19 protein-coding genes are annotated in these 20,926 nt (G+C 64.1%); 10 read left to right on the top strand and 9 right to left on the bottom strand.

All coding sequences use genetic code 11. The annotated features are described in order from the left end of the window. Nucleotides 1-147 precede the first annotated feature (147 nt). On the bottom strand, nucleotides 148-1,722 hold the full coding sequence (locus ACFSJC_RS11130) for a GNAT family N-acetyltransferase (RefSeq protein WP_386026630.1): 1,575 nt from the start codon (nucleotides 1,720-1,722) through the stop codon (nucleotides 148-150). A 240-nt stretch (nucleotides 1,723-1,962) separates the two neighbouring features. Here ACFSJC_RS11130 and ACFSJC_RS11125 point away from each other — a divergent pair, with 240 nt between their 5' ends. The 5 genes from ACFSJC_RS11125 (at nucleotide 1,963) to ACFSJC_RS11105 (ending at nucleotide 7,408) form a co-directional block, all read left to right on the top strand. Further along, nucleotides 1,963-2,961, top strand: a complete 999-nt coding sequence (locus ACFSJC_RS11125; RefSeq protein ID WP_386026628.1) for a zinc-dependent alcohol dehydrogenase family protein — start codon at nucleotides 1,963-1,965, stop codon at nucleotides 2,959-2,961. A gap of 24 nt (nucleotides 2,962-2,985) precedes the next feature. Then, nucleotides 2,986-3,624 carry a metallophosphoesterase family protein gene (locus tag ACFSJC_RS11120; protein ID WP_386026626.1) on the top strand — a complete coding sequence of 213 codons (639 nt, stop codon included), beginning with the start codon at nucleotides 2,986-2,988 and terminating at the stop codon, nucleotides 3,622-3,624. Further along, nucleotides 3,551-4,360, top strand: coding sequence for a PP-loop family protein (locus ACFSJC_RS11115; RefSeq protein ID WP_386026624.1), 810 nt, complete (start codon nucleotides 3,551-3,553; stop codon nucleotides 4,358-4,360). Before ACFSJC_RS11120 ends, ACFSJC_RS11115 begins: the two co-directional genes overlap by 74 nt. 94 nt (nucleotides 4,361-4,454) lie before the next feature. After that, on the top strand, nucleotides 4,455-5,810 hold the full coding sequence (locus ACFSJC_RS11110; RefSeq protein ID WP_386026622.1) for a DUF58 domain-containing protein: 1,356 nt from the start codon (nucleotides 4,455-4,457) through the stop codon (nucleotides 5,808-5,810). A gap of 89 nt (nucleotides 5,811-5,899) precedes the next feature. Further along, nucleotides 5,900-7,408, top strand: a complete 1,509-nt coding sequence (locus tag ACFSJC_RS11105) for a hypothetical protein (RefSeq protein WP_386026620.1) — start codon at nucleotides 5,900-5,902, stop codon at nucleotides 7,406-7,408. Nucleotides 7,409-7,540: 132 nt separating this feature from the next. Here ACFSJC_RS11105 and ACFSJC_RS11100 read toward each other — a convergent pair whose 3' ends face one another. From ACFSJC_RS11100 to ACFSJC_RS11075, 6 genes are read right to left on the bottom strand one after another with little or no spacing between them, the layout of a single operon-like run. Beyond that, nucleotides 7,541-7,873: an ArsR/SmtB family transcription factor gene (locus ACFSJC_RS11100; RefSeq protein ID WP_007038876.1), complete on the bottom strand. Its 333-nt coding sequence runs from the start codon at nucleotides 7,871-7,873 to the stop codon at nucleotides 7,541-7,543. Beyond that, a complete protein-coding gene (locus ACFSJC_RS11095; protein WP_386026617.1) occupies nucleotides 7,870-8,763 on the bottom strand; it encodes an ATP-binding response regulator in 894 nt (297 codons plus the stop codon). The genes ACFSJC_RS11100 and ACFSJC_RS11095 overlap by 4 nt, the downstream gene beginning before the upstream one ends. Before the next feature lie 55 nt (nucleotides 8,764-8,818). Beyond that, the gene (locus tag ACFSJC_RS11090; RefSeq protein WP_386026615.1) at nucleotides 8,819-11,194 is read right to left on the bottom strand and encodes an ATP-binding response regulator; all 2,376 of its coding nucleotides are present in this window, start codon (nucleotides 11,192-11,194) and stop codon (nucleotides 8,819-8,821) included. Nucleotides 11,195-11,222: 28 nt separating this feature from the next. Then, nucleotides 11,223-11,687: a peroxiredoxin gene (locus ACFSJC_RS11085; RefSeq protein WP_386026613.1), complete on the bottom strand. Its 465-nt coding sequence runs from the start codon at nucleotides 11,685-11,687 to the stop codon at nucleotides 11,223-11,225. 55 nt (nucleotides 11,688-11,742) lie between these two features. Further along, a complete protein-coding gene (locus ACFSJC_RS11080; protein ID WP_386026611.1) occupies nucleotides 11,743-13,089 on the bottom strand; it encodes an ATP-binding protein in 1,347 nt (448 codons plus the stop codon). Further along, the gene (locus tag ACFSJC_RS11075) at nucleotides 13,086-13,802 is read right to left on the bottom strand and encodes a response regulator (RefSeq protein ID WP_386026609.1); all 717 of its coding nucleotides are present in this window, start codon (nucleotides 13,800-13,802) and stop codon (nucleotides 13,086-13,088) included. Before ACFSJC_RS11075 ends, ACFSJC_RS11080 begins: the two co-directional genes overlap by 4 nt. Nucleotides 13,803-14,024: 222 nt before the next feature. Between ACFSJC_RS11075 and ACFSJC_RS11070 the strand changes: the two genes are divergently transcribed. Both ACFSJC_RS11070 and ACFSJC_RS11065 read left to right on the top strand, forming a co-directional pair. Continuing rightward, a complete protein-coding gene (locus tag ACFSJC_RS11070; protein ID WP_386026607.1) occupies nucleotides 14,025-14,180 on the top strand; it encodes a hypothetical protein in 156 nt (51 codons plus the stop codon). A 173-nt stretch (nucleotides 14,181-14,353) separates the two neighbouring features. Then, a complete protein-coding gene (locus ACFSJC_RS11065; protein ID WP_386026605.1) occupies nucleotides 14,354-14,908 on the top strand; it encodes a tetratricopeptide repeat protein in 555 nt (184 codons plus the stop codon). A 20-nt stretch (nucleotides 14,909-14,928) separates the two neighbouring features. On the opposite strand, the gene ACFSJC_RS11060 is transcribed toward ACFSJC_RS11065, so the two are convergent. Then, nucleotides 14,929-15,516, bottom strand: coding sequence for a class I SAM-dependent methyltransferase (locus tag ACFSJC_RS11060; RefSeq protein ID WP_386026603.1), 588 nt, complete (start codon nucleotides 15,514-15,516; stop codon nucleotides 14,929-14,931). Nucleotides 15,517-15,637: 121 nt separating this feature from the next. On the opposite strand from ACFSJC_RS11060, the gene ACFSJC_RS11055 reads away from it, so the two are divergent. The 3 genes from ACFSJC_RS11055 to hypD are packed head-to-tail and all read left to right on the top strand — an operon-like array spanning nucleotide 15,638 to nucleotide 18,275. Then, entirely contained in the window at nucleotides 15,638-16,813 is a 1,176-nt protein-coding gene (locus tag ACFSJC_RS11055) for a nickel-dependent hydrogenase large subunit (RefSeq protein ID WP_386026601.1), read from the top strand. A gap of 50 nt (nucleotides 16,814-16,863) precedes the next feature. Continuing rightward, nucleotides 16,864-17,139, top strand: coding sequence for a HypC/HybG/HupF family hydrogenase formation chaperone (locus tag ACFSJC_RS11050; protein WP_386026599.1), 276 nt, complete (start codon nucleotides 16,864-16,866; stop codon nucleotides 17,137-17,139). Continuing rightward, the gene (gene hypD / locus ACFSJC_RS11045; RefSeq protein ID WP_386026597.1) at nucleotides 17,136-18,275 is read left to right on the top strand and encodes a hydrogenase formation protein HypD; all 1,140 of its coding nucleotides are present in this window, start codon (nucleotides 17,136-17,138) and stop codon (nucleotides 18,273-18,275) included. Before ACFSJC_RS11050 ends, hypD begins: the two co-directional genes overlap by 4 nt. 58 nt (nucleotides 18,276-18,333) lie before the next feature. Here hypD and ACFSJC_RS11040 read toward each other — a convergent pair whose 3' ends face one another. Beyond that, on the bottom strand, nucleotides 18,334-20,835 hold the full coding sequence (locus tag ACFSJC_RS11040; RefSeq protein ID WP_386026595.1) for a glycogen/starch/alpha-glucan phosphorylase: 2,502 nt from the start codon (nucleotides 20,833-20,835) through the stop codon (nucleotides 18,334-18,336). Nucleotides 20,836-20,926 lie beyond the last annotated feature (91 nt).

Raw genomic sequence — 20,926 nt, 5'->3', positions numbered from 1 at the left:
TGGCCATCGGGCCGGCTCCTATTCGGGGCAGGAAGGCGACAGCTTACCCTATTTTGTAAACACCCTCTCAGTTGGTGGCGATGAACGCCGAGCGCAGATTGCTGGTCGACTCCGCTCGACCCAACTGACGGCGGCCCTCAACGCGCCTCATTTCTCGCGCCAGATGGTGGTGTAGAGATCGTGTCGGCGGTCCTTGAGGTTCTGTACCGTGCCGCCGTTGCGGGCGGCGCGCAGCGCCTCCAGACGCAGGTCGGCGAAGGCGACCGTCTCGACGTTGGGTGTGGTGTCTGCGGCGATGCCGTCGCGGGCGAATGGGAAGTCGCAGGGCGTCAGGACGCAGCTCTGGGCATACTGAATGTCCATGTTGTGCACGTTCGGCAGGTTGCCGACGTTGCCCGACATGACGACATAGCACTGATTTTCGACCGCCCTGGCCTGGCTGCAGTAACGCACGCGTAGATAGGACTGGCGCTCGTCGGTGCAAAAGGGGACGAAGATGATGTTGGCGCCCTGGTCGACCAGATGACGGCCCAGCTCGGGGAACTCGGAGTCGTAGCAGATGAGCACGCCGATGGGGCCGCAGTCGGTGTTGATGGCGTTGAGCGACTGCCCCCCCTCGATGTTCCACCAGTAGACCTCGTTCGGCGTCGGGTGGATTTTGGCCTGTTCGTAGACCTCGCCGCTGCGCAGACAGACGTAGCAGATGTTCTCGACCCGTCCGTTGGGCATGCGCGTGGGGTGCGATCCGCCGATGATGTTGATGTTGTAGCGCACGGCCATGTCGCTCAGCGCCTTCTTGAGCGGCTCGGTGTGTTTGGTGAGCGCCTCGATGGATTCGGCCGGCGAGAGTTCCTCGCCCTCCATGGACAGGAGCTGCAGCGAGAAGAGTTCGGGAAAGACGACGAAGTCGGCCCGGTAGTCGGCGGTCACGTCGACGAAATAGCGGACCAGGTCGATGAACTCCTCGAACGAGCTCACGCGCCGCTGCATGTATTGCACGGTCGCGACTCGGACGGTGTCGGGCAGTCTGGCACCATAGGTCTTGGCGCGCTTCTCCTCCTGCTCGTCCGGTGCGTTCGGGTTGCGCCATAGAAGGTGCACGCCGTAGCCGAGCGATTCCTTGTCCTCGGGCAGATAATCCGCAAGAAGGCCCAACACCTCGAAACCATTGCGCATCTGGAAGGTCAACACCGGATCGCGCTGGCGGTTGGCGCGGACCTCTGTAAGATACTCCTCCGGTCCGTCGAAGCGGCGCAGGCGCTTGGCGAGCGTCGGCAGACGGCCACCGAAGACGATGCCCTTGGCGCCCCAGGAACGCGCGAGTTTCTTGCGCTCGTCATAGAGCCGCTGGCCGATTCTCAGCCCGCGATAGTCCGGATCGACGACGACCTCCATGCCGTAGAGATAGTCGCCGTCCGGGTCGTGCCGAGAGGCGTAGCCGCCGCCTGTGATCTCTCGCCAGGTGTGGGATTTGAGCGCATGCTGGCCGGCGATGAGAAAGGTGGCGCAGTACCCGACGATGTTTCCCTGGTATTCGGCGACGAATTGGCCTTCGGAGAAGTTGTTGATCTGACCCCGTAGCATTGCAGGGGAATAGGTACCCATTCCTGTTGGCAGGTAGACTTTCGACACCAGCGCACGGATGGCGGGGATATCCTTGATGCGTGCATTGCGTACCAGCAAATGCGGTTTGCTGGGGGTGATCTTTTGGTCTGAAGCCATGCTGGAAAACTCCGGGATTCGAGGTTGCTGTTTGGCCGGTCGCATTCGGCGTTCGGTCGAGCGCGGCCTGTGGGGAAGGGCGGTTGAAGGACAGTCTGAAGACTTGCGGCTTGTGTCGCTAGCGGCCATGCCCCCACATGCTAAAGCATTGGCGTTGCGCTCGAACCCTTTCCACTCGTTCGGTCCGATCGCCCGGCGCATGCCGGGCATCTCATCTGGCGATTACATGCGGAGCAACCGATGAAATCAATTGAAATACGGGAGACCGGAGGTCCATCCGTCCTCCAATTGGCTGAGCGCCCCTGTCCGGAGCTGACCGGTCCGGACGATATTCTGGTCAAGCTCGCGGCGGCCGGAGTGAATCCGATCGATACCAAGATCCGGTCGAACGGGCCTATGCTGCCGGCCGGGTTCCCGGCCGTCCTGGGGTGCGATGGTGCCGGCGTGGTCGAGGCCGTCGGCGAGGCCGTCACCCGCTTCAAGCCGGGCGACGAGGTTTGGTTCTGCTTCGGCGGGCTCGGCGGTCCGGTTGGCACCTATGCCGAGTACATGGTGCTCGACAATCAACTGGCCCAGGCCAAGCCGCGCTCCATCGATATGGTCGAGGCTGCCGCCGCGCCGCTGGTGCTGCTCACCGCTTGGGAGGCCTTGCACGATCGTGCCCGTCTCCACGAGGGGCACCGGGTTCTGATCCATGCAGGCGCTGGCGGGGTGGGGCATGTCGCCATTCAGTTGGCCAAGGCGGCGGGCGCGCGCGTCTGCACCACCGTGAGCAGCCCGGAGAAGGCCGCCTTCGCTCACGATCTCGGTGCCGAATACTGCATCAACTATCAGGAAGAGGATCTGGTCGGGGCGGTGATGGAATGGACCGGTGGCCAGGGTGTCGACATCGCGTTCGACACGGTGGGCCCCGCCGTCTTCCGGCAGACCATTCCGGCCATGGCCCACTATGGCGATCTGGTCACTATCCTGGACCCGGGACCGGAGCTCGACCTCAAGGAGGCCCGCATGCGCAATCTGCGTATCAGTCTGGAGCTGATGCTGACGCCGATGCTCAGAGACGTGCCTCGGGCGAGGGTGCAGCAGGGCGAGATCCTGCGCCGTTGCGCCAAGCTCATCGATCGTGGCGATCTGCGCATTCATGTCTCCAAGACCTTTCCGCTCGAACAGGCCGCCGATGCGCACACCCTGCTTGAGCAGGGCCATTTAACAGGGAAACTGGCCCTGATACCGGCCTGATCGGTGCGCGGGCTCGAGGCTATCGTGGACGAAGTTGCAAGCATGGATCTGGTTCGTATCGCCGTTCTGTCCGACACCCATGGGGCGATCGATGCCCGCGTGCAGGAGGTGGTGGCCTCCTGCGATCTGGCCGTTCACGGTGGCGACATCGGTGGGGCTTCGGTGCTGGCCCAGCTCCAGCCGCGCCTCGGGCGGGTGTTGGCCGTGTTCGGCAACAACGATGTCGCGCGCAAGTGGCCCGAGGCGGATCGCCGTCTGCTGGTCCATCTGCCCGAGTGGCTGGAGCAGCCCCTGCCAGGGGGCACCCTCGTTCTGATCCACGGGCATCAGACCGCCGCTCGCGATCGTCATCGGGTGCTGCGAGCGCGTTTTCCTCAGGCCCGCGCCATCGTTTACGGCCATAGCCACTATATGGTGTTCGACGACGAGCACGAGCCCTGGGTGCTGAATCCTGGCGCTGCAGGGCGTTCGCGCACCCATGGCGGACCATCCTGTCAGGTGTTGATCGCGACTCCGGCCGAGTGGCGGGTCGAGTCGTATCGCTTTCCGCTCTCGGTGTCGAAGCGGGGCCTGAGATACACTGGCACTCATGACGACGCTCAATCACTCCCCAATCAAACCGCCCAAGTCGCTGTTACGCCAGGTCGGACGCGCGATCGCTGATTTCCGCATGATCGGAGACGGCGACCGCATCCTGCTCGGTGTCTCCGGCGGCAAGGATTCGCTCTCGCTGCTGCAGGTTCTGAGTCATCTGCGCACCTATGCCCCGGTCCGTTTCGACCTTGCCGTCCTGACCGTGGATCCGGAGGTGCCCGGCTTCGATCCCCAGTCGCTCAAGGACTATTACGATGCCCTGGGCGTGCCCTGGCATTATGAGCAGCAACCGCTGATGGAGCAGGCCAAGGTCCACATGGATGGCGATTCGTTCTGCGCCTACTGCTCGCGCATGAAGCGCGGCATCATGTACCGCATCTGTCGCGAGCAGGGCTATAACGTGCTCGCGCTCGGGCAACACCTGGACGATCTCGCCGAGAGCCTGCTGATGTCCCTCTTCCATGGCGGTCAACTGCGGACCATGAAGGCGCACTACCTGAACCAGGAAGGCGACGTGCGCATCATCCGCCCGCTGGTCTATTGCCGCGAACGCCAGACGGCGGATTTCGCGACCAAGGCGGGTCTGCCCGTGGTGCCGGACTCCTGTCCCGCCTGCTTCACCATGCCGAGTCGCCGCGAGCACATGAAGGCACTGCTGGCGCGCGAGGAGGCCGGTCACTCGCATCTTTTCGCCAGCATCCTGCACGCGATCCGCCCGATCATGACCGAGGGCGAGCTGCCTCAACCCGGCTGGCCGGGGAGCGAGGTATCGAGCGGGATGCGCTATCTGGGCGCCGAACGCTGAGGGGATATTCCCGCACGCGGTTCCCGGTTCTGTCCCACATCCCTTTCCGCCCCTCCGGAGTGACCGCGATGCCGCGATTCGAATTCCCGCCGCCTTGCTGGCGTCTTTCTCCATCCCTTCCTGGATGCGGACGGGGGCCGAGGGATTGAGCCCGACCGGCCGTGCAGCCTCGGTCCTTGCGATCTGGACCGGGCTTGGCGTCGCCGTGGCCTGGCTGCCTGTGCTGGAGACCGTTTGGCAGTTCGTCGGGCTGGCGCTGCTGGTGCTTGCCGGGGGAGATCTGCTCCTGCTGCGGGCGATCCCCTCGCCCGGCCTGTCGCGTCGCGTGGGGCGCGCCTTGCCGCAGGGTGTCTGGAGCCCGGTTCGGCTCCAGGTCGAGAACGGTGGAAAGGCGGTTCTCCGGCTCCGGCTTCACGATCTGCATCCCTCCGAGTTCGCCGTCCAGGGATTGCCTAGGAATCTGCGTCTGCAACCGAGCGCACGGGCGACTCTGGAATATCGGTTGCGGCCGCATCGACGTGGCGACTTCCCCATGCCGGGTTGCGATCTGGCGCTCTGGTCGCCGCTCGGACTCTGGCGTCAGCGACGCACTTTGGCGCTCCCGGATCGATTGCGTGTCTTCCCCAACTTCTCCGAGATCAGCCGCTACACCCTGCTGGCCACGCATGACCAGCTGGCCCAGCTCGGGGTGAGACGGGTACAGCGGCGCGGTGTCGGCGCCGAGTTCCATCAGTTGCGCGAGTACCGCCAGGGTGATGGTTTGCGCCAGGTCGACTGGAAGGCGACCTCGCGAATGCGCAAGCTGATCTCGCGCGAATATGAGGACGCGCGCGATCAGCGGCTGGTCTTCCTGCTCGACTGCGGTCGTCGCATGCGTCACCAGGACGCCGGACGCGGTCATCTCGACGAGGCGCTGAATGCGCTGCTCCTGTTGGCCTATGTCGCGGTGCGGCAGGGCGACGCGGTCGGTCTCATGACCTACGGCGGCGTGCGGCGCTGGTTCGCGCCGCGCAAGGAACCCTCTACCGTCAACCGTCTGCTCGAAGCGGTCTACGATCTGCAGCCGACCCTGGAGGCGTCCGATCCGTATTCGGCCGCGCGCGAGTTGTTCCAGGCGGTTCCGCGCCGCGCTCTGGTCGTCATCGTCACCAACAGTCGCGACGAGGATCAGGGGGAACTGGAGCAGGCGGCCGCATTGTTGCGCCGACGTCATCTGGTGGTGGTCGCCGATTTGCGCGAGTCCGTTCTGGATCGCTCCTTGGAGCGGCCGATTCGGGATCTGAAGGACGCGTTGCGATTCCATTCGGTCCAGGATTGGCTCGGTGAGCGCAGCCGCCATCAGGAGCGGCTGCGGCACATCGGGGTTCAGGCGCTGGATCTTCTTCCGTCTCAGTTGCCCATTGCGCTCGTCAATCGCTATCTCGCCATCAAGCGTTCCGGAGCGCTCTGATTTTCGGGTTCGGCAGCCGCTGGATTCCTCTCCCGACATGCCCTAGCCTAGCGCGGCTAGAGCAACGCCAGCCAACAAGGATTTCTCTCATGCGTAAGCTATTGGGAGCGGTCGCGCTCCTCGCGTCCGCCAATCTCCAGGCCGCAATCCCCGCGACTCCAGTGATGACGGTCTACCAGTTCAACGGTCCGGACGGGCTGCCCTATTACGATGCCGACCGTTTCGCCCGTTCTGGCACCTCCACGCCCGCAGGGACCCTATTCCAAGGGACCTCGGTCATCCCCTGTCTCATGATCCGCGACGGCGAGCCCCTGACCGACACGAGCGGCACGCCCTATGTCGGCTTCGAGGTCGTTGTGGATCCGCGTCGGGCCACGCGCTCGGCGACCGACCTCTTCAAGCGGACGGTTGCAAAACGTCAATCGCTCAAGGTCGAGAACCATCATTGTTCGTCTCGGGTCAAGAACGTCATCAGCGTCCGCAGCCTCTATGCGCTGGAAAAGGCGCCCTTCTTCGATCCTCCGCGTTCGGGGCAGGGGCGTAGCGAGCGCGGAGTCAGCGAGCTGGACCGGATCGTGCGCGCCTTTCATGCCTCCAGCGACTGCGAGGACGTCAATACCCGTCTGACTCATCGGCGCGAGGCGCTGGAACGGGCCTGGAACGCCTTCATCGGCAAGCACTCGGAGCTTGGATCCCTGACCACCCTCGCGCGCGCCAAGCATTTGGACTACGCCATGCGCACGGCGCTCTACGAGGGGCACATCGGTCGTGGATGCAGTGCCTACGGCGCCTGCGAGCGCAACATCATCGTTCTGTCCATCCGCAACCGCGCGGTCGGTCAGTGCTACTCGGGGCGGGGTTGCGATTTCCCTGGCGATTTCCAGGGGGTTTCCTCCGCGCCTTCGCAGTACAACATCTGGGACGAGTACCTGACCCAGATCTCCGGCCTGACATCCTGCTACCTCCGCCCCGACCTGGCCGACAAGGACTCTTACGCCAAGATGCAGGCCATGTATGCCCAGACGGTTCCGGACGCCGAGCGGATTCTCTATGGGAACGACGCCGATCTGCGCGAGATCTTCCCGGGCAACGGCCTCGCGGACCTGAAGGAGATGCGGCACTACTACCATGCCCCGGCCATGGGCAAGTGCTTCCCGAACCACGACCGCGTCGAGTACATGTCCGGCGCCGTGGCGCGCAAGGGTCGCGATTTCGCCCTCATCGCCAACACTCGGATCCAGGTTGGCGCCAAGCGCGACGGCGGCTATCTGTTCAAGGAGTTCTTCTTCGACGAGACGCCCGATCGCGATGTGGTGCACGTCGAGAACCGCTATCCGGGATTCGTCGTGGACGCCCGCAAGGTGTCGCTGCGAACGCCCAGTTCCTGTCCGGCCTATGGCATTCCACCGGGTTGCCGCTTTGGCTCGGTCGGACGCTATCGTAAGGTCCCGAACTGGCTGCACGATGGTCGTCCGATCGAGATCAGCTGCCGACTGTCCGATCGGGGCGACTCCTGTCGTGGTGGCGGCAAGCAAACCAGCGTTTCGGTTGGCGGGACCTGCGACAAGGAGATGCGCCCGGTGACCGGGGTGCGTTGAGGCTGGACGCCTGATGGGAACCGCAAAGGCGCAAAGGACGCGAAGGAGCGTCAGGCTTCGCGAGTCATGGCGTGACGCGCGTTCTTTGCGTTCTTTGCGGTTCGCCGTTTCCGGTAGTACGGATCGGCTGTTTCAGATCCGGTCGTCGAGGTTGGCGGGGCAGAGCACCTCGCGCATGATGCCGATCAGCTCCAGCAACTGGGGGTTGCGGATTCGGTAGTAGATGCGATTCGCCTCCTTGCGTGCGACGACGATGTTCTTGTTTCGCAGCTGTTCCAGATGCTGAGAGATGTTGCTCTGCGAGGTCCCCGTGCGCTCGACGATTTCGCCGACCGACAATTCGTTCTTGCCGAGCGAGCAGAGGATCTTCCAGCGCAGCGGATGCGCCATCGCCTTGAGGGCGTTGGCGGTCAGTGTCGTGTCTTCCTCGTCCGAGAGGTCCTGTTGGCGTTCCTCGGTCATCATCCATTCTCCTGTGAAGCTTCGTGCGCGGTCCGCTGAGGGGTCGGGTCCGCGTCTCGTTCGATTCTGACGTAACCCGTCATGTCTTTTGCGATGCAAATGATATCGCTGATGTTGCCCTCGGCGTCCTTGATGGCGGTTCGGGAGAAGAGGATCGGTACGCGCCGGCCATCGCGGGCGATGAAGCGCGCCTCGATCTTGTTCAGCGCGCCGGTGCGGATCAGCGCCTCCAGCCAGATCCCCATGAAGGCGCCGGCCTGTTCGTCGCCCTCCTCCTCGAAGACGTCGCCGATCGACATACCGCGCAGATCCTCCGCGCTGTAGCCCAGCATGCGTGAGGCCGCCGGGTTGGTCAGCGTGATGACGCCCGCTGGATCCAGGACCAGCAGCGCCTCGCCCATGTGGGAGACGATGTTCTCCAGATACTGGCGCGCCTCGGCGAGTTCCCGGGTGCGCTCCTCGACCTTGCGCTCCAGGACGCGATTCAGGTCGCGCTCCTTGGCGATCAGTCTGAAGTAGGTGCTGATCTTGTTGATCAGCTGATTGTCTTCGATCGGCTTGAGCAGATAGTCCGCTGCGCCCACTGCGAATCCGCGCTGCTGGAACTCCTCCGACTTGAAGGCGGCCGTGAGGAAGATGATGGGGATGTCGCGGGTGCGCTTACGCAGCTTGAGCAGGGAGGCGGTCTGGAAGCCGTCCATCTCCGGCATCTGGACGTCGAGGATGATGAGGTCGATGTCCGGGTGCTGATGGGTCAGGTCGATCGCATCCTGGCCCGAGATCGCCTCCAGCACCTGAACGTCCATGTGGGTCTCGATCAGGGTGCGTAGGGTGAAGAGGTTGTTGGCGTGATCGTCGACGATCAGGAGCTTGAATCCGGCATAGCGACTCATTTCGTCCCCCTGTTCCGCTTCTTGTGAGCGCTCGATTCCATACCTCCGGTCCGCGTTACCCGGTGGGCCGGTCAGGCTCCTCGGCCGGTTCGGACGCCTTCGTCAGGTCGTTCAGCAGGACCGCAAGCTGGGCCGGATCGATGGGTTTGGAGATGAGGTCGACCGCGCCGATGTCCGGGCAGCCATCGAGCTGGAGATCCGATCCGGGATCGCGAAGGACGGCCAAGGAAGGCGGAGTCCCCTCGGTCTGATCCAGCAAAGCGCGGATCGTATCACAGGTCATCTCGGCGGACATCTGGGCCGCCAGCAGCACCAGTCGGCAGCCTTCCGGCTCCTCCTGCAGTGTTTCCAGTGCCTCGTCCAGATCGACGGCGGTCAGGACGCGCAAGCCTCGGTGGGTGAGTTCGGAGGTGAGTTGCACCAGCGTCTTGACGTCGCGCTCGATGACCAGGACCCAGCCTTGTCGCGGATCCGTTGCGGTTTGGGTGTCGATCGACGGGCTGTCCTCCGTGCCCATGTCGTTGGCGTTGGCTGAAGCGGGGATCGTGTGGTGACTGCTGCAGACCTCGGTCGACTTGGCCGGTGTCGTCTCGGGGTAGAGCGGCATCGCCAGGGTGAAGCGCGCGCCGGCCCCCTGGGTGCTCTCGACCTCGATGACACCGCCGAGGAGCCCTGCCAGCTCGCGACTGATGGAGAGCCCCAGCCCGGTGCCGCCATAGCGACGGCGCGTGGATCCGTCTGCCTGCTGGAAGGCCTCGAAGATGATCTCCTGTTTGTCTGCGGGAATGCCGATGCCGGTGTCGGTGACGCACAGCGCCAGCGGTCGGGTCGCGTCCTCACGGGCCTCGACGCTGACACCGACCTGGCCCCGGTCGGTGAACTTGACCGCGTTGGACAGGAAATTCTTGATGATTTGGCGCAGTTTGTCGCGATCGGTGTAGAGCCGGGTCGGCGCGCTCGGGTCGATGGCGAGCGTCAGTTCCACGGGCTTGCCGGTCAGCTGGGGGGCGACCATCTCGATCAGTTCTTCGAGCATGGGCCGGACATCGACCCAGTCGCGCTTGATGCTGACATGCCCGGCCTCGATGCGCGAGATGTCGAGGATGTTGTCGATCATGGTGCGTAGATCCCGGCTGGCCTCGTGGATCACCTGCGCCTGGCGCCGCTGGGTCGGATTCAGTCCGCCCGTCTCCGAGCCCAGCATCTTGGAGAGCAGCAGGATGGAGTTGAGCGGCGTGCGCAGCTCGTGGCTGACGTTGGCCAGGAACTGGGACTTGTAGCGGTTGGAACGTTCCAGCTCGCGGGTGTGCGCCTGGGCGGCCTGGAGATGCTCGGCGTGGGTTTCGGCCAATGCGGTGAGCTGTCTGGCCAGCTCGCGGATCTCGCGCGGTCCGTGCCAGCTGAAATGCAGTGGACGGCCCTCGCGCAGAATGAGGCCGATGCCTCCGGTGAGCTCCTGTCCGAAGTGCTCCAGCCGCGTGGCGATCCAGCGTGCCAGGACCATCACCACCACGACCAGCACGAAGATGATGGAGAGCACGCGCAGCATGAGCGCGTTGCGAAAGGCGTCGATCGGCGAGGGATCCACCGGGCGTCCGACCCAGAGCGGGACACCGTCCTCGGTCATGAACATGGGCACCCAGAGCATCTGGCGCCCCTGCGGACCCTTCCAGAGCGCCAGCTTGCCCTCGGCGAAGATCTCGGCCAGTCCGGGGAAGTTCTCGAACGCCTCGGGTTCGCCGCTCGCCGGTTGACCGGGACGCAGATAGCTTCCGCTCTGATCGACCCAGAGCGTGTCGCGATAGAACTGGGCCAGACCGCCGACATCGATGGTGAGGGCGACGGTTCCGCGCGCGTTCGTGGGGGCCTTTTCGTTACCGATGGGGCTCACCAGATTCAGCGTCATCAGTTGGCGCGGATCCTCCGTGCCCGGGTCGATGCGGATGGGGCTGACGATGACCGCGCCTGGCTGCAACTCCAGGCCGGCGGCGAGGAACTGGCGATTGGGCGTATGGCCCAGGTGCTCGGTCGCGCGCCACCGGTCGGTGTGAGGGTCGCTTTCCAGCCAGAAACGTTCCTTGCCGTCCGCGCTGATGAAGAGGATCTGGATGAGGTCGCGCTGGCCGGCCAGGATCTGATTGATCCAGGTCGTGTAGCGCAGACGCGCGGCCTCGATCTGGTCCGACTCGCCCTGTGCACCGAGGATGAGTCCAGGTTCGGGCAGCTTGGCCAGCAGGCGGATCATCTCGTGACGGCTGGCCAGGTGCTGGTCGAGGTCGCGGAAGTCGGCTCGCAGGTTCTGCAGATAGGCCCGCTGGTAGAAGAGCGTCGTGCGCTCCAGCACCAGCGGCAGATTGATGACGACGGCCAGGATCAGCGGCGTTAGGCCGAAGACCAGCAGGAAGACCAGGATGTAGGCGCGCAGCTTCACGCCAGACCTGGGCGCCGTCGCCGCGTCCTCACAGGGTGCGGATCAGATCGAGGATCTGCGCTGCATGCCCCTTCGGTTTGACGTCGTAGAGGGCATGGCGGATCAGTCCGTTCTTATCCACCACGAAGGTCGAGCGCATGATGCCCATGCGTTTTTCGCCGTGCGCCTCCTTTTCGCGCCAAACGCCGTAAGCCTCGCAGGTCTCCCCGTCGGTGTCGGCCAACAGCTGCACGCTCAGACCGTGCTTGTCGCGGAAGGCGCCGTGGCTGGCGCAGGAGTCCTTGCTGATACCGATGATCTCGGTGTCGGCGGCTTCGAAGTCGTCCTGCAGGTCGGAGAACTCGATCGCTTCCATGGTGCAACCGGGGGTGTCGTCCTTCGGATAGAAGTAAATGACGCAATGGCGGCGATGCGTGAGGTCTTCCAGGCTCACCCGCTCCATGTCTGCGTTGGGCAATGAAAAGAGGGGGGCTTGATCGCCTGGTTGAAGCATCGAGGAGGGCTCCCGTCATTGGTGGATGTCGAGCGGGAATGTAGGCATCGCCTGGCTAGCCGTCAACTGTTGTGCCAGACGACCCATCGGTGACGCCTCCACCAAGCACCCGGATGCTTGCGATGGTGCCGCCTCCGGGGCGCAGTCCCAGCCGCAACTCCATCTGATTGGCTAGGGCCAGCTGATAGGCGACGGCGAGCCCCAGCCCGCTGCCGCCCGCGCGCCGGCTGCGCGAGAGCTCCAGCCGGTAATAGGAGCTTCGTATCGCCTCCCGCTCGGCCAGGGGGATACCGGGGCCGCGATCCAGAACCGATACCCTGGGGGATGGCGGTCCTCGGTCGAGTCTGACCTCGACCAGACCCGAGCTGTAGGTCAGTGCGTTCTCGACCAGATTGCCCAGAATGCGTCGCATCGCCAGGGTATCGACCCGACATGGACAGGGGCTCCCTCTGCGCCAGAGGACGCGTGGGCGGCCGGCGGTCACGTCCTCGACGATGGCGTTCAGATCGACCTCTTCGCGGCGTCCGGCGCCGAGGCTCTTGCCGAACTCGATCGCGTGGGTGATGAGGGCGTTCATCTCCTCGATGTCGCGTTCCATGCGCGCGGCCAGCGAGGGCGGTCTGTCCTCCGGAAGCATGGCGACCGCAAGTCGCAGACGCGTCAAAGGGGTTCGAAGGTCGTGCGAGATCCCGGTGAGCAACAGGGTTCGGTTGGCGAGCAGTTCGCGGATCTGACGGCCGGTCTCGTTGAGCTGGCGGGCGAGGTTGGCGAGTTCGGCCGGACCGGTCTCCGGAAGCGGATGCGGCGATAGGCCCAGGGCGACCTGCTCGGCCGCTTCGGAGAGTCGCTTGAGCGGTGAGGCAAGACGTCCGGCCAAAACGATCGCCGTGCCTAGAATCAGCAGCACGGCGATCGCGACGATGACCATCAGGCCCTGAAGCGGCCGGGTTTCGAGCCGGCCGCGCGGAAAACCGGTCCAGAGGATCTGTCCCTCGACGTCGATCTCGACCCAAAACCAGCGGTCGCCGTTGGCCAGGCTGGTGATCATCTTCGCCGGATGACCGAGTCGGTCCGAGAGCGCCTCCTCCACAAATGACCGATAGGGGAAGAAATAGCGATGGAGATCCGCGACGGGTCGCTCTTCGGCGAGCCGGATCTGATATTCGCCAGCCAGTTTGGCCCGATAGTCCTCGCGCAGATGGGGTGGGAGCTGCTGTAGTGTGCGTGCCGCCAGGACCATGATGCTCGCCAGATCGGTGGCCGAGCGTTGTGCCACCGGGACCAGGGCATAGGTGGCGATGACGCCGAAGGTGATGATGGCGTAGAGCCCGAAGGTGACAATGAGCGTCAGCAGCGCGCGGCCGAACAGGGTGCCGGGAACCAGTCGTCGGCGACGGCTCATGCGTCTCCCGTGGGCGTGAACATATAACCCTTGCCCCAGATGGTGCGGATGTAGCGAGGGTGCTTGGTCTCGGGTTCGATCTTGGCCCGCAGCCGAGCGATCTGGACGTCGATGCTGCGGTCGAACGGCGAGCGTTCGTAGCCCTTGAGCAGGTCGAGTAGGCGATCGCGATCCAGGACCCGGTCGGGGTGTTCGGCGAGTACGCGCAGCAACTCGAATTCGCCGCTGGTCAGTCCGACCGGCTGGTCGTCGCGGCGCAGTTCGTATTGGTCCGGGTCGAGCCGATAGGGGCCGAATTGAATGATCTCGTGGTCCGGCGTCCGTTCGGCGCGCTCGCTCGGGCGGTTGCGGCGCATGACGGCACGGATGCGGGCGAGCAGTTCGCGTGGATTGAATGGCTTGGGCAGATAGTCGTCGGCGCCGACCTCGAGCCCGACGATGCGGTCGACGTCGTCGCCGCGCGCCGACAGCATGATGATCGGCAGGTCGGTCTTGGCGCGCAGTCGCCGGGTCAGGGTCAGTCCGTCCTCGCCGGGAAGCATGAGGTCTAGAATGATGAGGTCGGTCTCATGCAGGGCGAGCCAGGCGTCCATAGCGTGCCCGTCCTCTGCGGACGCGACGGCGAACCCTTCTTGCGCCAGGTAATCGCTCAATAGGGCGCGTAAGCCAGGGTCGTCGTCGACAACGAGGATTCGCAGGGGCGTGTCGGACATGTCGTGAGTGCGTTCCAGAGAGGCGGAGAGGGAGGGGGAGTCTTGGATACAACTTGTTACAACATTAGCAGATACCGAAATACTCTGTTAATGCTCTTTCTCCATGATAGGCATAGACCCATGAAACCATGGTCGTCCCAGATGGCCTGATTTGCTGCACAGGTTCGTGTTCGGAGGGTCAGGGAGTTGTTTTTTCCACCCACGGATTATGGAGACGAACGCATGAGCTTCGATGCCTTGACCATCTTGGGAATCTTGTCCGCCATCCTCTGCGGTGGTTTTCTGGTCGCATTGGTGAACCGCAACGACTCCGGTGCGCGCTCCGCCCAGCGTTTGTCCGATTCGAAAGACGGGAGTCCAGTCGAATCCCGTTCGTGACGGGAGTCGGCAATCCGAGCAGCAAGCCGTCTGGCAGCAAGCAGTTGGGTCGTCACGGCAGTTGCACACCCTGCCGTTGCGGCCTTTTTTTGCGCGAGCGACCGATGGTTTGACAGGCGTCGATCGGATTCCTAGGATCGCCCGATCCTCATGCCTTCTTGTGACATCCGATCATGCCCAGACTTTCGCCGCTGCACTGGATTGCGCTTGTCGTCTTCCTCTTCTTCTACGGCTTCACCGTCTTTGCGCTGACCCGCGACTATTATCTGCGCCATCCCTCTCGGCCGCTGGCCCAAGGCGTCACCGCCACGTCTGGCTCCATGCCCAAGGTCGAGACCAGCGCCATTCCCGAGCGCATCACCGAGACCAATCCCGAGCTACTGCATCAGCGTGCCGACGAGCTCTTCATGCAGCGGCACTATGCCGAGGCGGCGCGTGTCTACCAGCGGATCCTCGAACTGAATCCGGACGACGCCGAGGCCCACAACGATCTTGGGTTGGCGCTTCACTACACCGGCGATACGGCCGGAGCCATCGCCCATCTCAAGGCGGCCGTCGCCAAGGGGCCACAGCTTCAACGCCCTTGGCTGACCCTGGGGTTCGTCAATCTGCAGGCCGGCAATCGGGACGAGGCCCAGAAGGCGCTTGAGCAGGCCCGCGACCTGGATCCCGACAGCGACATCGGCAAGGAGGCGCAGCGCCTGCTCGGGGTTCTGCAGGGCTCCTGAACCGGACTGCGCGCGTCTTCTCAGCGTAGCGCCAGGGCTACCGTGTAGTGCGGCCCCTGCTTGAGCTTGTCGTAGTTGCCGAAGACCTCGGTCAGGTTGCGCTTCATGTACTGCCGCAGTCCGTTGACGGTCACCAGGTAAAGCCGGCCGCCCGGCTTGAGGCGCGCATGGGCGTCGTGCAGCAGCAGTGACAGGAGTTCCTTGCCGACCTTGGCCGGGATGTTGCTCGCGATCAGATCGAATGTGCGTCCGGGTTCGATCTGATCGAACCCGTTGCTGAGCTGGGCCTCGGCATGGTCGAGCCGGTTGAGTCGTGCGTTGCGGTTGGCGTAGTCGACCGCGACGAAGTCCTTGTCGACCATCAGGGTTCGACCCTGAGGGGCCATGGCCGCCAGGGTCAGGCCGACCGGACCGTATCCGCACCCCAGGTCCAGACAGTCGGCGTCGGACGCGACCTCGATGTAGCTGAGCAGGAGCCGGGTTCCCTCGTCGATCTCGCGTGGAGAGAAGATGCCCCAGGTGCTCTGGAATTTCAGGGTGCGTCCGCCGAGTTCGGCGGAAAAATGGATGTCTCGACGCAGGCTGTCGAGTTGTTCGGGTGTCAGCATGATGAGGCGGCGAATGGGTTATTCGGGGTTGGAGAATCGGAAGGGATGATTGAAACGTCGACATGGCCTGGTCGCGGCGCGAAGCCTTGAATTCGATCCAGCGAGCGTTAGCTAGACAAGCATGTCCGATCCGGCCGGAAGGCTCAACATCCAGTTAAGGCGAACCCCGCATGGGTTCGCATGCGACATCGGCTCGACCCGTCCGGTCGCTGCATCCGGGCTCTTTTGCGGTCGGTCTCCGGCCGAGACCGCCTCTCTGCTCCCGCTGCTCTATTCCATCTGCGCCAAGGCGCAGGCGTCGGCCTGTGTCGGCGCGTTGGAGCGCGCCTGTGGCATGGATTCGGATCCCGAGGCGAGACGTCTGCGTCAGGTCCAGGTGGCCGCCGAGACGGTGCGCGAGCATCTGTGGCGGATCCTGCTCGATTGGCCGGTGCTGTCGGGCGAGGAGCCCGACCGTCAAGCCATGATCGGCGCGCAGTCCCTGGTCAAGCGGATCTTCGGCGCGGCGGATCCGAATGGCGTGTTGCTGTCGCCCGGATGCGAAAAACCGACCTCGTTTCGGTCCGTCTTGGAAGAGGCGGCCTCCACACTCGCGGATCTGATGGCCGAGCGAGTCCTGGGTCTGGCCCCGGACGCCTGGATGGAGCGTGTCGAGACGATAGACGCGTTCGACGATTGGTGCCGTTCGGTCGAGACCCCGGCTGCACGGCTATTGGTCGGTCTGCGCGATTCGGGCGATGGTCGGCTCGGACATACGGAGGCATCCCCGCTGCCCGATCTCGACGATGGGACGCTCGCGGCCGAGCTGCGCGGTACTGACGCAGCGACCTTCGTCGCCCGACCCTGCTGGGGCGGCGCTCCGCGCGAAACCACCCCGCTGACGCGACATGCCGACAGCGCCTTGGTGAGCGCCCTGGTCGCCGATCAGGGACGGGGAATCCTGGCGCGGCTCGGAGCGCAGATCCTGGAGACGGTGTCGCTGCTTCGCGCGATACGGACGGGGGAACTGGACGGGGACTCGACGGCGCCGTCCGACGCGGTGCTTCCCGCTGGGGTTGGGCTTGGACGCGCCGAGGCGGCGCGCGGTCTGCTCGTGCATCTCGCCGAGGTGGATCGTGGACGGGTCGTCGAATACCGTATCCTGGCCCCGACCGAGTGGAATTTTCACCCCGATGGCGTCCTGGCATCTGCGCTCGCGACGCTGCCGGACGCTGAGGAGACTATCCTGCGACGGCGTGTTCAGCTCCTGGTCATGGCAATCGATCCTTGCGTCGCCTTCGATCTCGTGATTCCGTAGGTGCGTGCCGTCATTCCTTTTCATTCACGATTCCCAGCCGAGGCATCCCCATGTGTCTAGCCATCCCAGCCGAAGTCATTCAGGTCGACCCGGACAGCGACACCGCTCGGGTCGCGCTCGGAGGCGTGGTCAAGGAGATCTCGCTTGCACTGGTCACGGACGTGACCGTCGGTGACTATGTCCTGGTGCATGTGGGCTATGCGCTGAACAAGATCAGCCAGGCCGAGGCCGAGCACACCTTGGCGCTGATTCGCGAGATCGGCATGTTGCAGGAGGAGCCGAGCACCTCCGATGCGACAGAGGCGGGCGCGGGGCGTTCGGCATGAAGTACGTCGACGAATTCCGCGATCAGCGCTTGGCCCGCCAGTTGGCGAGCGCCATCGCTTCGGCGGCCAGCCCGGACCGCGAATATCGGCTGATGGAGTTCTGCGGCGGCCACACCCACGCCATCTTCCGCTACGGCGTCCAGCATCTGATGCCGTCCAACGTCCGCTTCATCCATGGTCCGGGCTGTCCGGTCTGCGTCCTGCCCATGGCGCGCATCGACCAGGCGATCGCGCTCGCCACCGAGCATGGCGTGACCCTCTGCACCTATGGCGATCTGATGCGCGTTCCGGCGAGCGAGCGCAAGAGCCTGCTCAAGGCCAAGGCCGAGGGTGCGGATGTCCGCATGATCTATTCCACCCAGGACGCGCTGCGCATCGCCCGCGATAACCCTGCGCGCCAGGTCGTGCTTTTCGCTATCGGTTTCGAGACCACCACGCCGCCGACGGCGGTCGCAATCAAGGTCGCGCGCGCCGAGGGGCTCGCGAATTTCTCGGTCTTCTGCAATCACGTCCTGACCCCGCCCGCGCTGCGGACCATTCTGGCGACGGCCGGACCGGATGGCGTGCGTCTCGATGGCATCCTGGGTCCGTCGCATGTGAGCACCCTGATCGGGAGCCGGCCCTATACCTTCGTGCCGCGCGAATTCGGCGTGCCGGTGGTGATCGCGGGCTTCGAGCCGCTGGACGTGATGCAGTCCACCCTGATGCTGATCGATCAGATCAACGATGGGCGCTGCGAGGTCGAGAACCAGTATGCGCGCGCCGTCACCGAGGACGGCAATCCCAAGGCATTGGCTCTGATGGACGAGGTGTTCCGGGTCCGCGACCGCTTCGAGTGGCGAGGGCTGGGCGAACTGCCCGACAGCGCCCTGGCATTGTCCGAGGACTATGCCGATCTCGACGCCGAGCGGCGCTTTCCGGTGGAGCTCCCCGAGTCCAAGGAGGCGCGAGGCTGCGAATGCCCGGCGATCCTGCGCGGGGTCAAGGAGCCGACCGACTGCCGTCTGTTCGGCACCATCTGCACCCCGGATAATCCAATGGGCTCCTGCATGGTCTCGTCCGAGGGGGCCTGCGCTGCCTATTGGAGCTACGGGCGTTTCAGAGAGCCCAAGCCGTCCCCTTCGGTCGTCGCCTAGAGTCTCCTTTCCCCGCGACCCCAAGCTCTGAGCTTGGGGTCGCGGGGACCGGGTCGCGTCAGCGGCTGGGTTGGATGGTCGGCAGTTTCCAGATGTCCTGGTTGTATTCGGCGATGGTGCGGTCGGAGGAGAAATAGCCGCTGCTGGCCGCGTTGAGGATGCTCATGCGCAGCCAGCGTTCGCGATCCCGATAGGTTGCGGCGGCCTGTTCCTGCGCCTCGACATAGCTGTCGAAGTCTGCTGCCGTCATCCAGGGGTCGTGCGGGTTGCGGATCGAGTGGATGATGGCGTCGAAGATGCCGGGCTCGAACTGATTGAAGTGCCCGCATTCCAGCAGATTGATCACGTTGCGTAGAACCGGATCCGAGGCGATGATGCCGTTGGGGTCATAGTGGTTGCGCAAGGATTCGACCCCGGCCGCCGTCAAGCCGAACAGGAAGAAGTTTTCCTCGCCCACCTGTTCGCGGATCTCGATGTTGGCGCCGTCCAGGGTGCCGATGGTGACGGCCCCGTTCATCATGAACTTCATGTTTCCGGTGCCGGACGCCTCCTTGCCGGCGGTCGAGATCTGTTCTGACAGATCGGTTCCGGGCGCGATCACCTCCATCAGCGAGACGCGATAGTCTGGGATGAAGGCGACCCGCAGCAGACCCTCGGTGGCCGGATCCTTGTTGACCACCTTCGCCACGTTGTTGATGAGCTTGATGATCTGCTTGGCCATCACATAGCCGGGCGCGGCCTTGCCGCCGAAGAGGACGCAACGGGGGGTCCAGTTCTGGGTGTCACCCTGCTTGATTCGGCTGTAGAGATGGATGACGTGCAGGATGTTGAGCAGCTGACGCTTGTATTCGTGGATGCGCTTGACCTGGACGTCGAACAGGGCATCCACTGGGAGGTCGACCCGGCAGATCTCGGCGACCTGATCGGCGAGGCGCTGCTTGTTCTCCTGCTTGATCGCGTGCCAGCGCTCGCGGAAGGCCGGGTCGTCGGCGTGGGGCACGAGACGCGACAACTGGTCGAGGTTGCACACCCAGTCGCTGCCGATGGTCTCGTCGAGGAGGCCGCGCAGTCCCGGGTTGCATTGTGCGAGCCAGCGGCGTGGCGTGACCCCGTTGGTCTTGTTGTTGAATTTGTGCGGCCAAAGTTCGTGGAAGTCCCTGAAGAGGCCCTCGACCAGGAGCTGCGAGTGCAGCGCGGCGACACCGTTGACCGAATAGCTGCCGACGATGGCCAGATAGGCCATGCGGACCTGGGGATCGTCTCCCTCCTCTATCAGCGACATGCGCCGCAGACGGTCGATGTCGCCCGGCCAGTGCTGCGAGACCTCGTCCAGGAAGCGGGCGTTGATCTCGTAGATGATCTCCAGGATGCGCGGTAGGAGCAGCTGGAACAGCCGCACCGGCCAGCGTTCGAGCGCCTCTGGCAGCAGGGTGTGGTTGGTGTAGGCCATGGTTTGGCTGGTGATCGCCCAGGCCTCGTCCCACTCAAGATGCTGTTCGTCGATCAGCTGGCGCATCAGTTCCGCCACCGAGACCGCCGGATGGGTGTCGTTGAGCTGGAAGCTGTTCAGTTCGGCGAAACGGCTGAAATCGCGCCCGTGCAGTCGGATCCAGTCGCGCAGAACGTCCTTGATGCTGGCGCTGGCGAGGAAGAACTGCTGGCGCAGACGCAACTCCTTGCCGTTCTCGCTCGCGTCGTTGGGATAGAGCACCATGGTGATGTGCTCGGCGTCGTTCTTCTGGGCGACCGATTCTGGATAGCTGCCGGCGTTGAATTCACCCAGATCGAACTCGTCGGTAGCCGCCGCCTTCCACAAGCGCAGGGTGTTGACCGTATTGTTGCGATAGCCCGGCACCGGGATGTCGTAGGGGACTGCCAGCACGTCGTGGGTGTCCACCCAGCGTACCGCGAGCCGTCCGCTATGGTCCTTATAGGACTCGGTCCGGCCGTAGAACTGGATGCGTTGGGTGAATTCCGGGCGTTCTTGCTCCCAGGGGTTTCCATCGCGCAGCCAGTGGTCCGGTTCCTCGATTTGCGCGCCATTCTCGATCTGCTGACGGAACATGCCGTATTCGTAGCGCAGCCCGTAGCCTCGCACCGGCAGTTGCAGGGTTGCGCAGGAGTCGAGGAAACAGGCCGCGAGCCGACCGAGGCCACCGTTTCCGAGCCCGGGGTCGGGTTCGTTCGATGCGATTTCCTCAAGAACTCGGCCCAATTGGTAAAGCCCCTGCTCGGCAGCCTGGTTCAGGTTCAGGTTGAGCATGGCGTTCGACAGGGCGCGCCCCATCAGGAACTCCAGGGACAGGTAATAGGTGCGCTTGCACTTGGAGTCGTCGTAGGCCCGGCGCGTCTGATTCCAACGCTCCATCAGACGGTCGCGCAGCGTCATCGTCAGCGCCTTGTAGGGGTAGTAGGCCGACTGGCAGTCTTGGTCGCGTCCGAAGGTATAGGCGTAGTAACGACTGAAACCCTCCGCGATGCCGTCGGCGTCCATCGGTAGCGGCGGAAGGTCGAGGTGAGCGTTTGAGGGGTTCTGGGGTGAATTGGTCAGTGAAGACATGCGCCGGGAATCCTTCTGTGTTCGTGGGGAACGTCAGCCGATGATACGCGTTTCGGGTGACAGGAGAGGGTATGCCGCCAGCGGCGACTTC

The sequence above is a fragment of the Thiorhodococcus fuscus genome (assembly GCF_042682685.1).
GTDB classification, from domain to species: domain Bacteria; phylum Pseudomonadota; class Gammaproteobacteria; order Chromatiales; family Chromatiaceae; genus Imhoffiella; species Imhoffiella fuscus.
This window is presented reverse-complemented; position numbering and strand designations above follow the sequence as displayed.

What these genes read in the sequence shown, in the direction of transcription:
- ACFSJC_RS11040 (WP_386026595.1), bottom strand. Translation starts at nt 20,835, where the DNA reads ATGTCTTCACTGACCAATTCACCCCAGAACCCCTCAAACGCTCACCTC.
- ACFSJC_RS11125 (WP_386026628.1), top strand. Translation starts at nt 1,963, where the DNA reads ATGAAATCAATTGAAATACGGGAGACCGGAGGTCCATCCGTCCTCCAA.
- ACFSJC_RS11060 (WP_386026603.1), bottom strand. Translation starts at nt 15,516, where the DNA reads ATGCTGACACCCGAACAACTCGACAGCCTGCGTCGAGACATCCATTTT.
- ACFSJC_RS11130 (WP_386026630.1), bottom strand. Translation starts at nt 1,722, where the DNA reads ATGGCTTCAGACCAAAAGATCACCCCCAGCAAACCGCATTTGCTGGTA.
- ACFSJC_RS11085 (WP_386026613.1), bottom strand. Translation starts at nt 11,687, where the DNA reads ATGCTTCAACCAGGCGATCAAGCCCCCCTCTTTTCATTGCCCAACGCA.
- ACFSJC_RS11100 (WP_007038876.1), bottom strand. Translation starts at nt 7,873, where the DNA reads ATGATGACCGAGGAACGCCAACAGGACCTCTCGGACGAGGAAGACACG.
- ACFSJC_RS11055 (WP_386026601.1), top strand. Translation starts at nt 15,638, where the DNA reads ATGTCCGATCCGGCCGGAAGGCTCAACATCCAGTTAAGGCGAACCCCG.
- ACFSJC_RS11065 (WP_386026605.1), top strand. Translation starts at nt 14,354, where the DNA reads ATGCCCAGACTTTCGCCGCTGCACTGGATTGCGCTTGTCGTCTTCCTC.
- ACFSJC_RS11105 (WP_386026620.1), top strand. Translation starts at nt 5,900, where the DNA reads ATGCGTAAGCTATTGGGAGCGGTCGCGCTCCTCGCGTCCGCCAATCTC.
- ACFSJC_RS11075 (WP_386026609.1), bottom strand. Translation starts at nt 13,802, where the DNA reads ATGTCCGACACGCCCCTGCGAATCCTCGTTGTCGACGACGACCCTGGC.
- ACFSJC_RS11050 (WP_386026599.1), top strand. Translation starts at nt 16,864, where the DNA reads ATGTGTCTAGCCATCCCAGCCGAAGTCATTCAGGTCGACCCGGACAGC.
- ACFSJC_RS11080 (WP_386026611.1), bottom strand. Translation starts at nt 13,089, where the DNA reads ATGAGCCGTCGCCGACGACTGGTTCCCGGCACCCTGTTCGGCCGCGCG.
- ACFSJC_RS11095 (WP_386026617.1), bottom strand. Translation starts at nt 8,763, where the DNA reads ATGAGTCGCTATGCCGGATTCAAGCTCCTGATCGTCGACGATCACGCC.
- ACFSJC_RS11070 (WP_386026607.1), top strand. Translation starts at nt 14,025, where the DNA reads ATGAGCTTCGATGCCTTGACCATCTTGGGAATCTTGTCCGCCATCCTC.
- hypD (WP_386026597.1), top strand. Translation starts at nt 17,136, where the DNA reads ATGAAGTACGTCGACGAATTCCGCGATCAGCGCTTGGCCCGCCAGTTG.
- ACFSJC_RS11115 (WP_386026624.1), top strand. Translation starts at nt 3,551, where the DNA reads ATGACGACGCTCAATCACTCCCCAATCAAACCGCCCAAGTCGCTGTTA.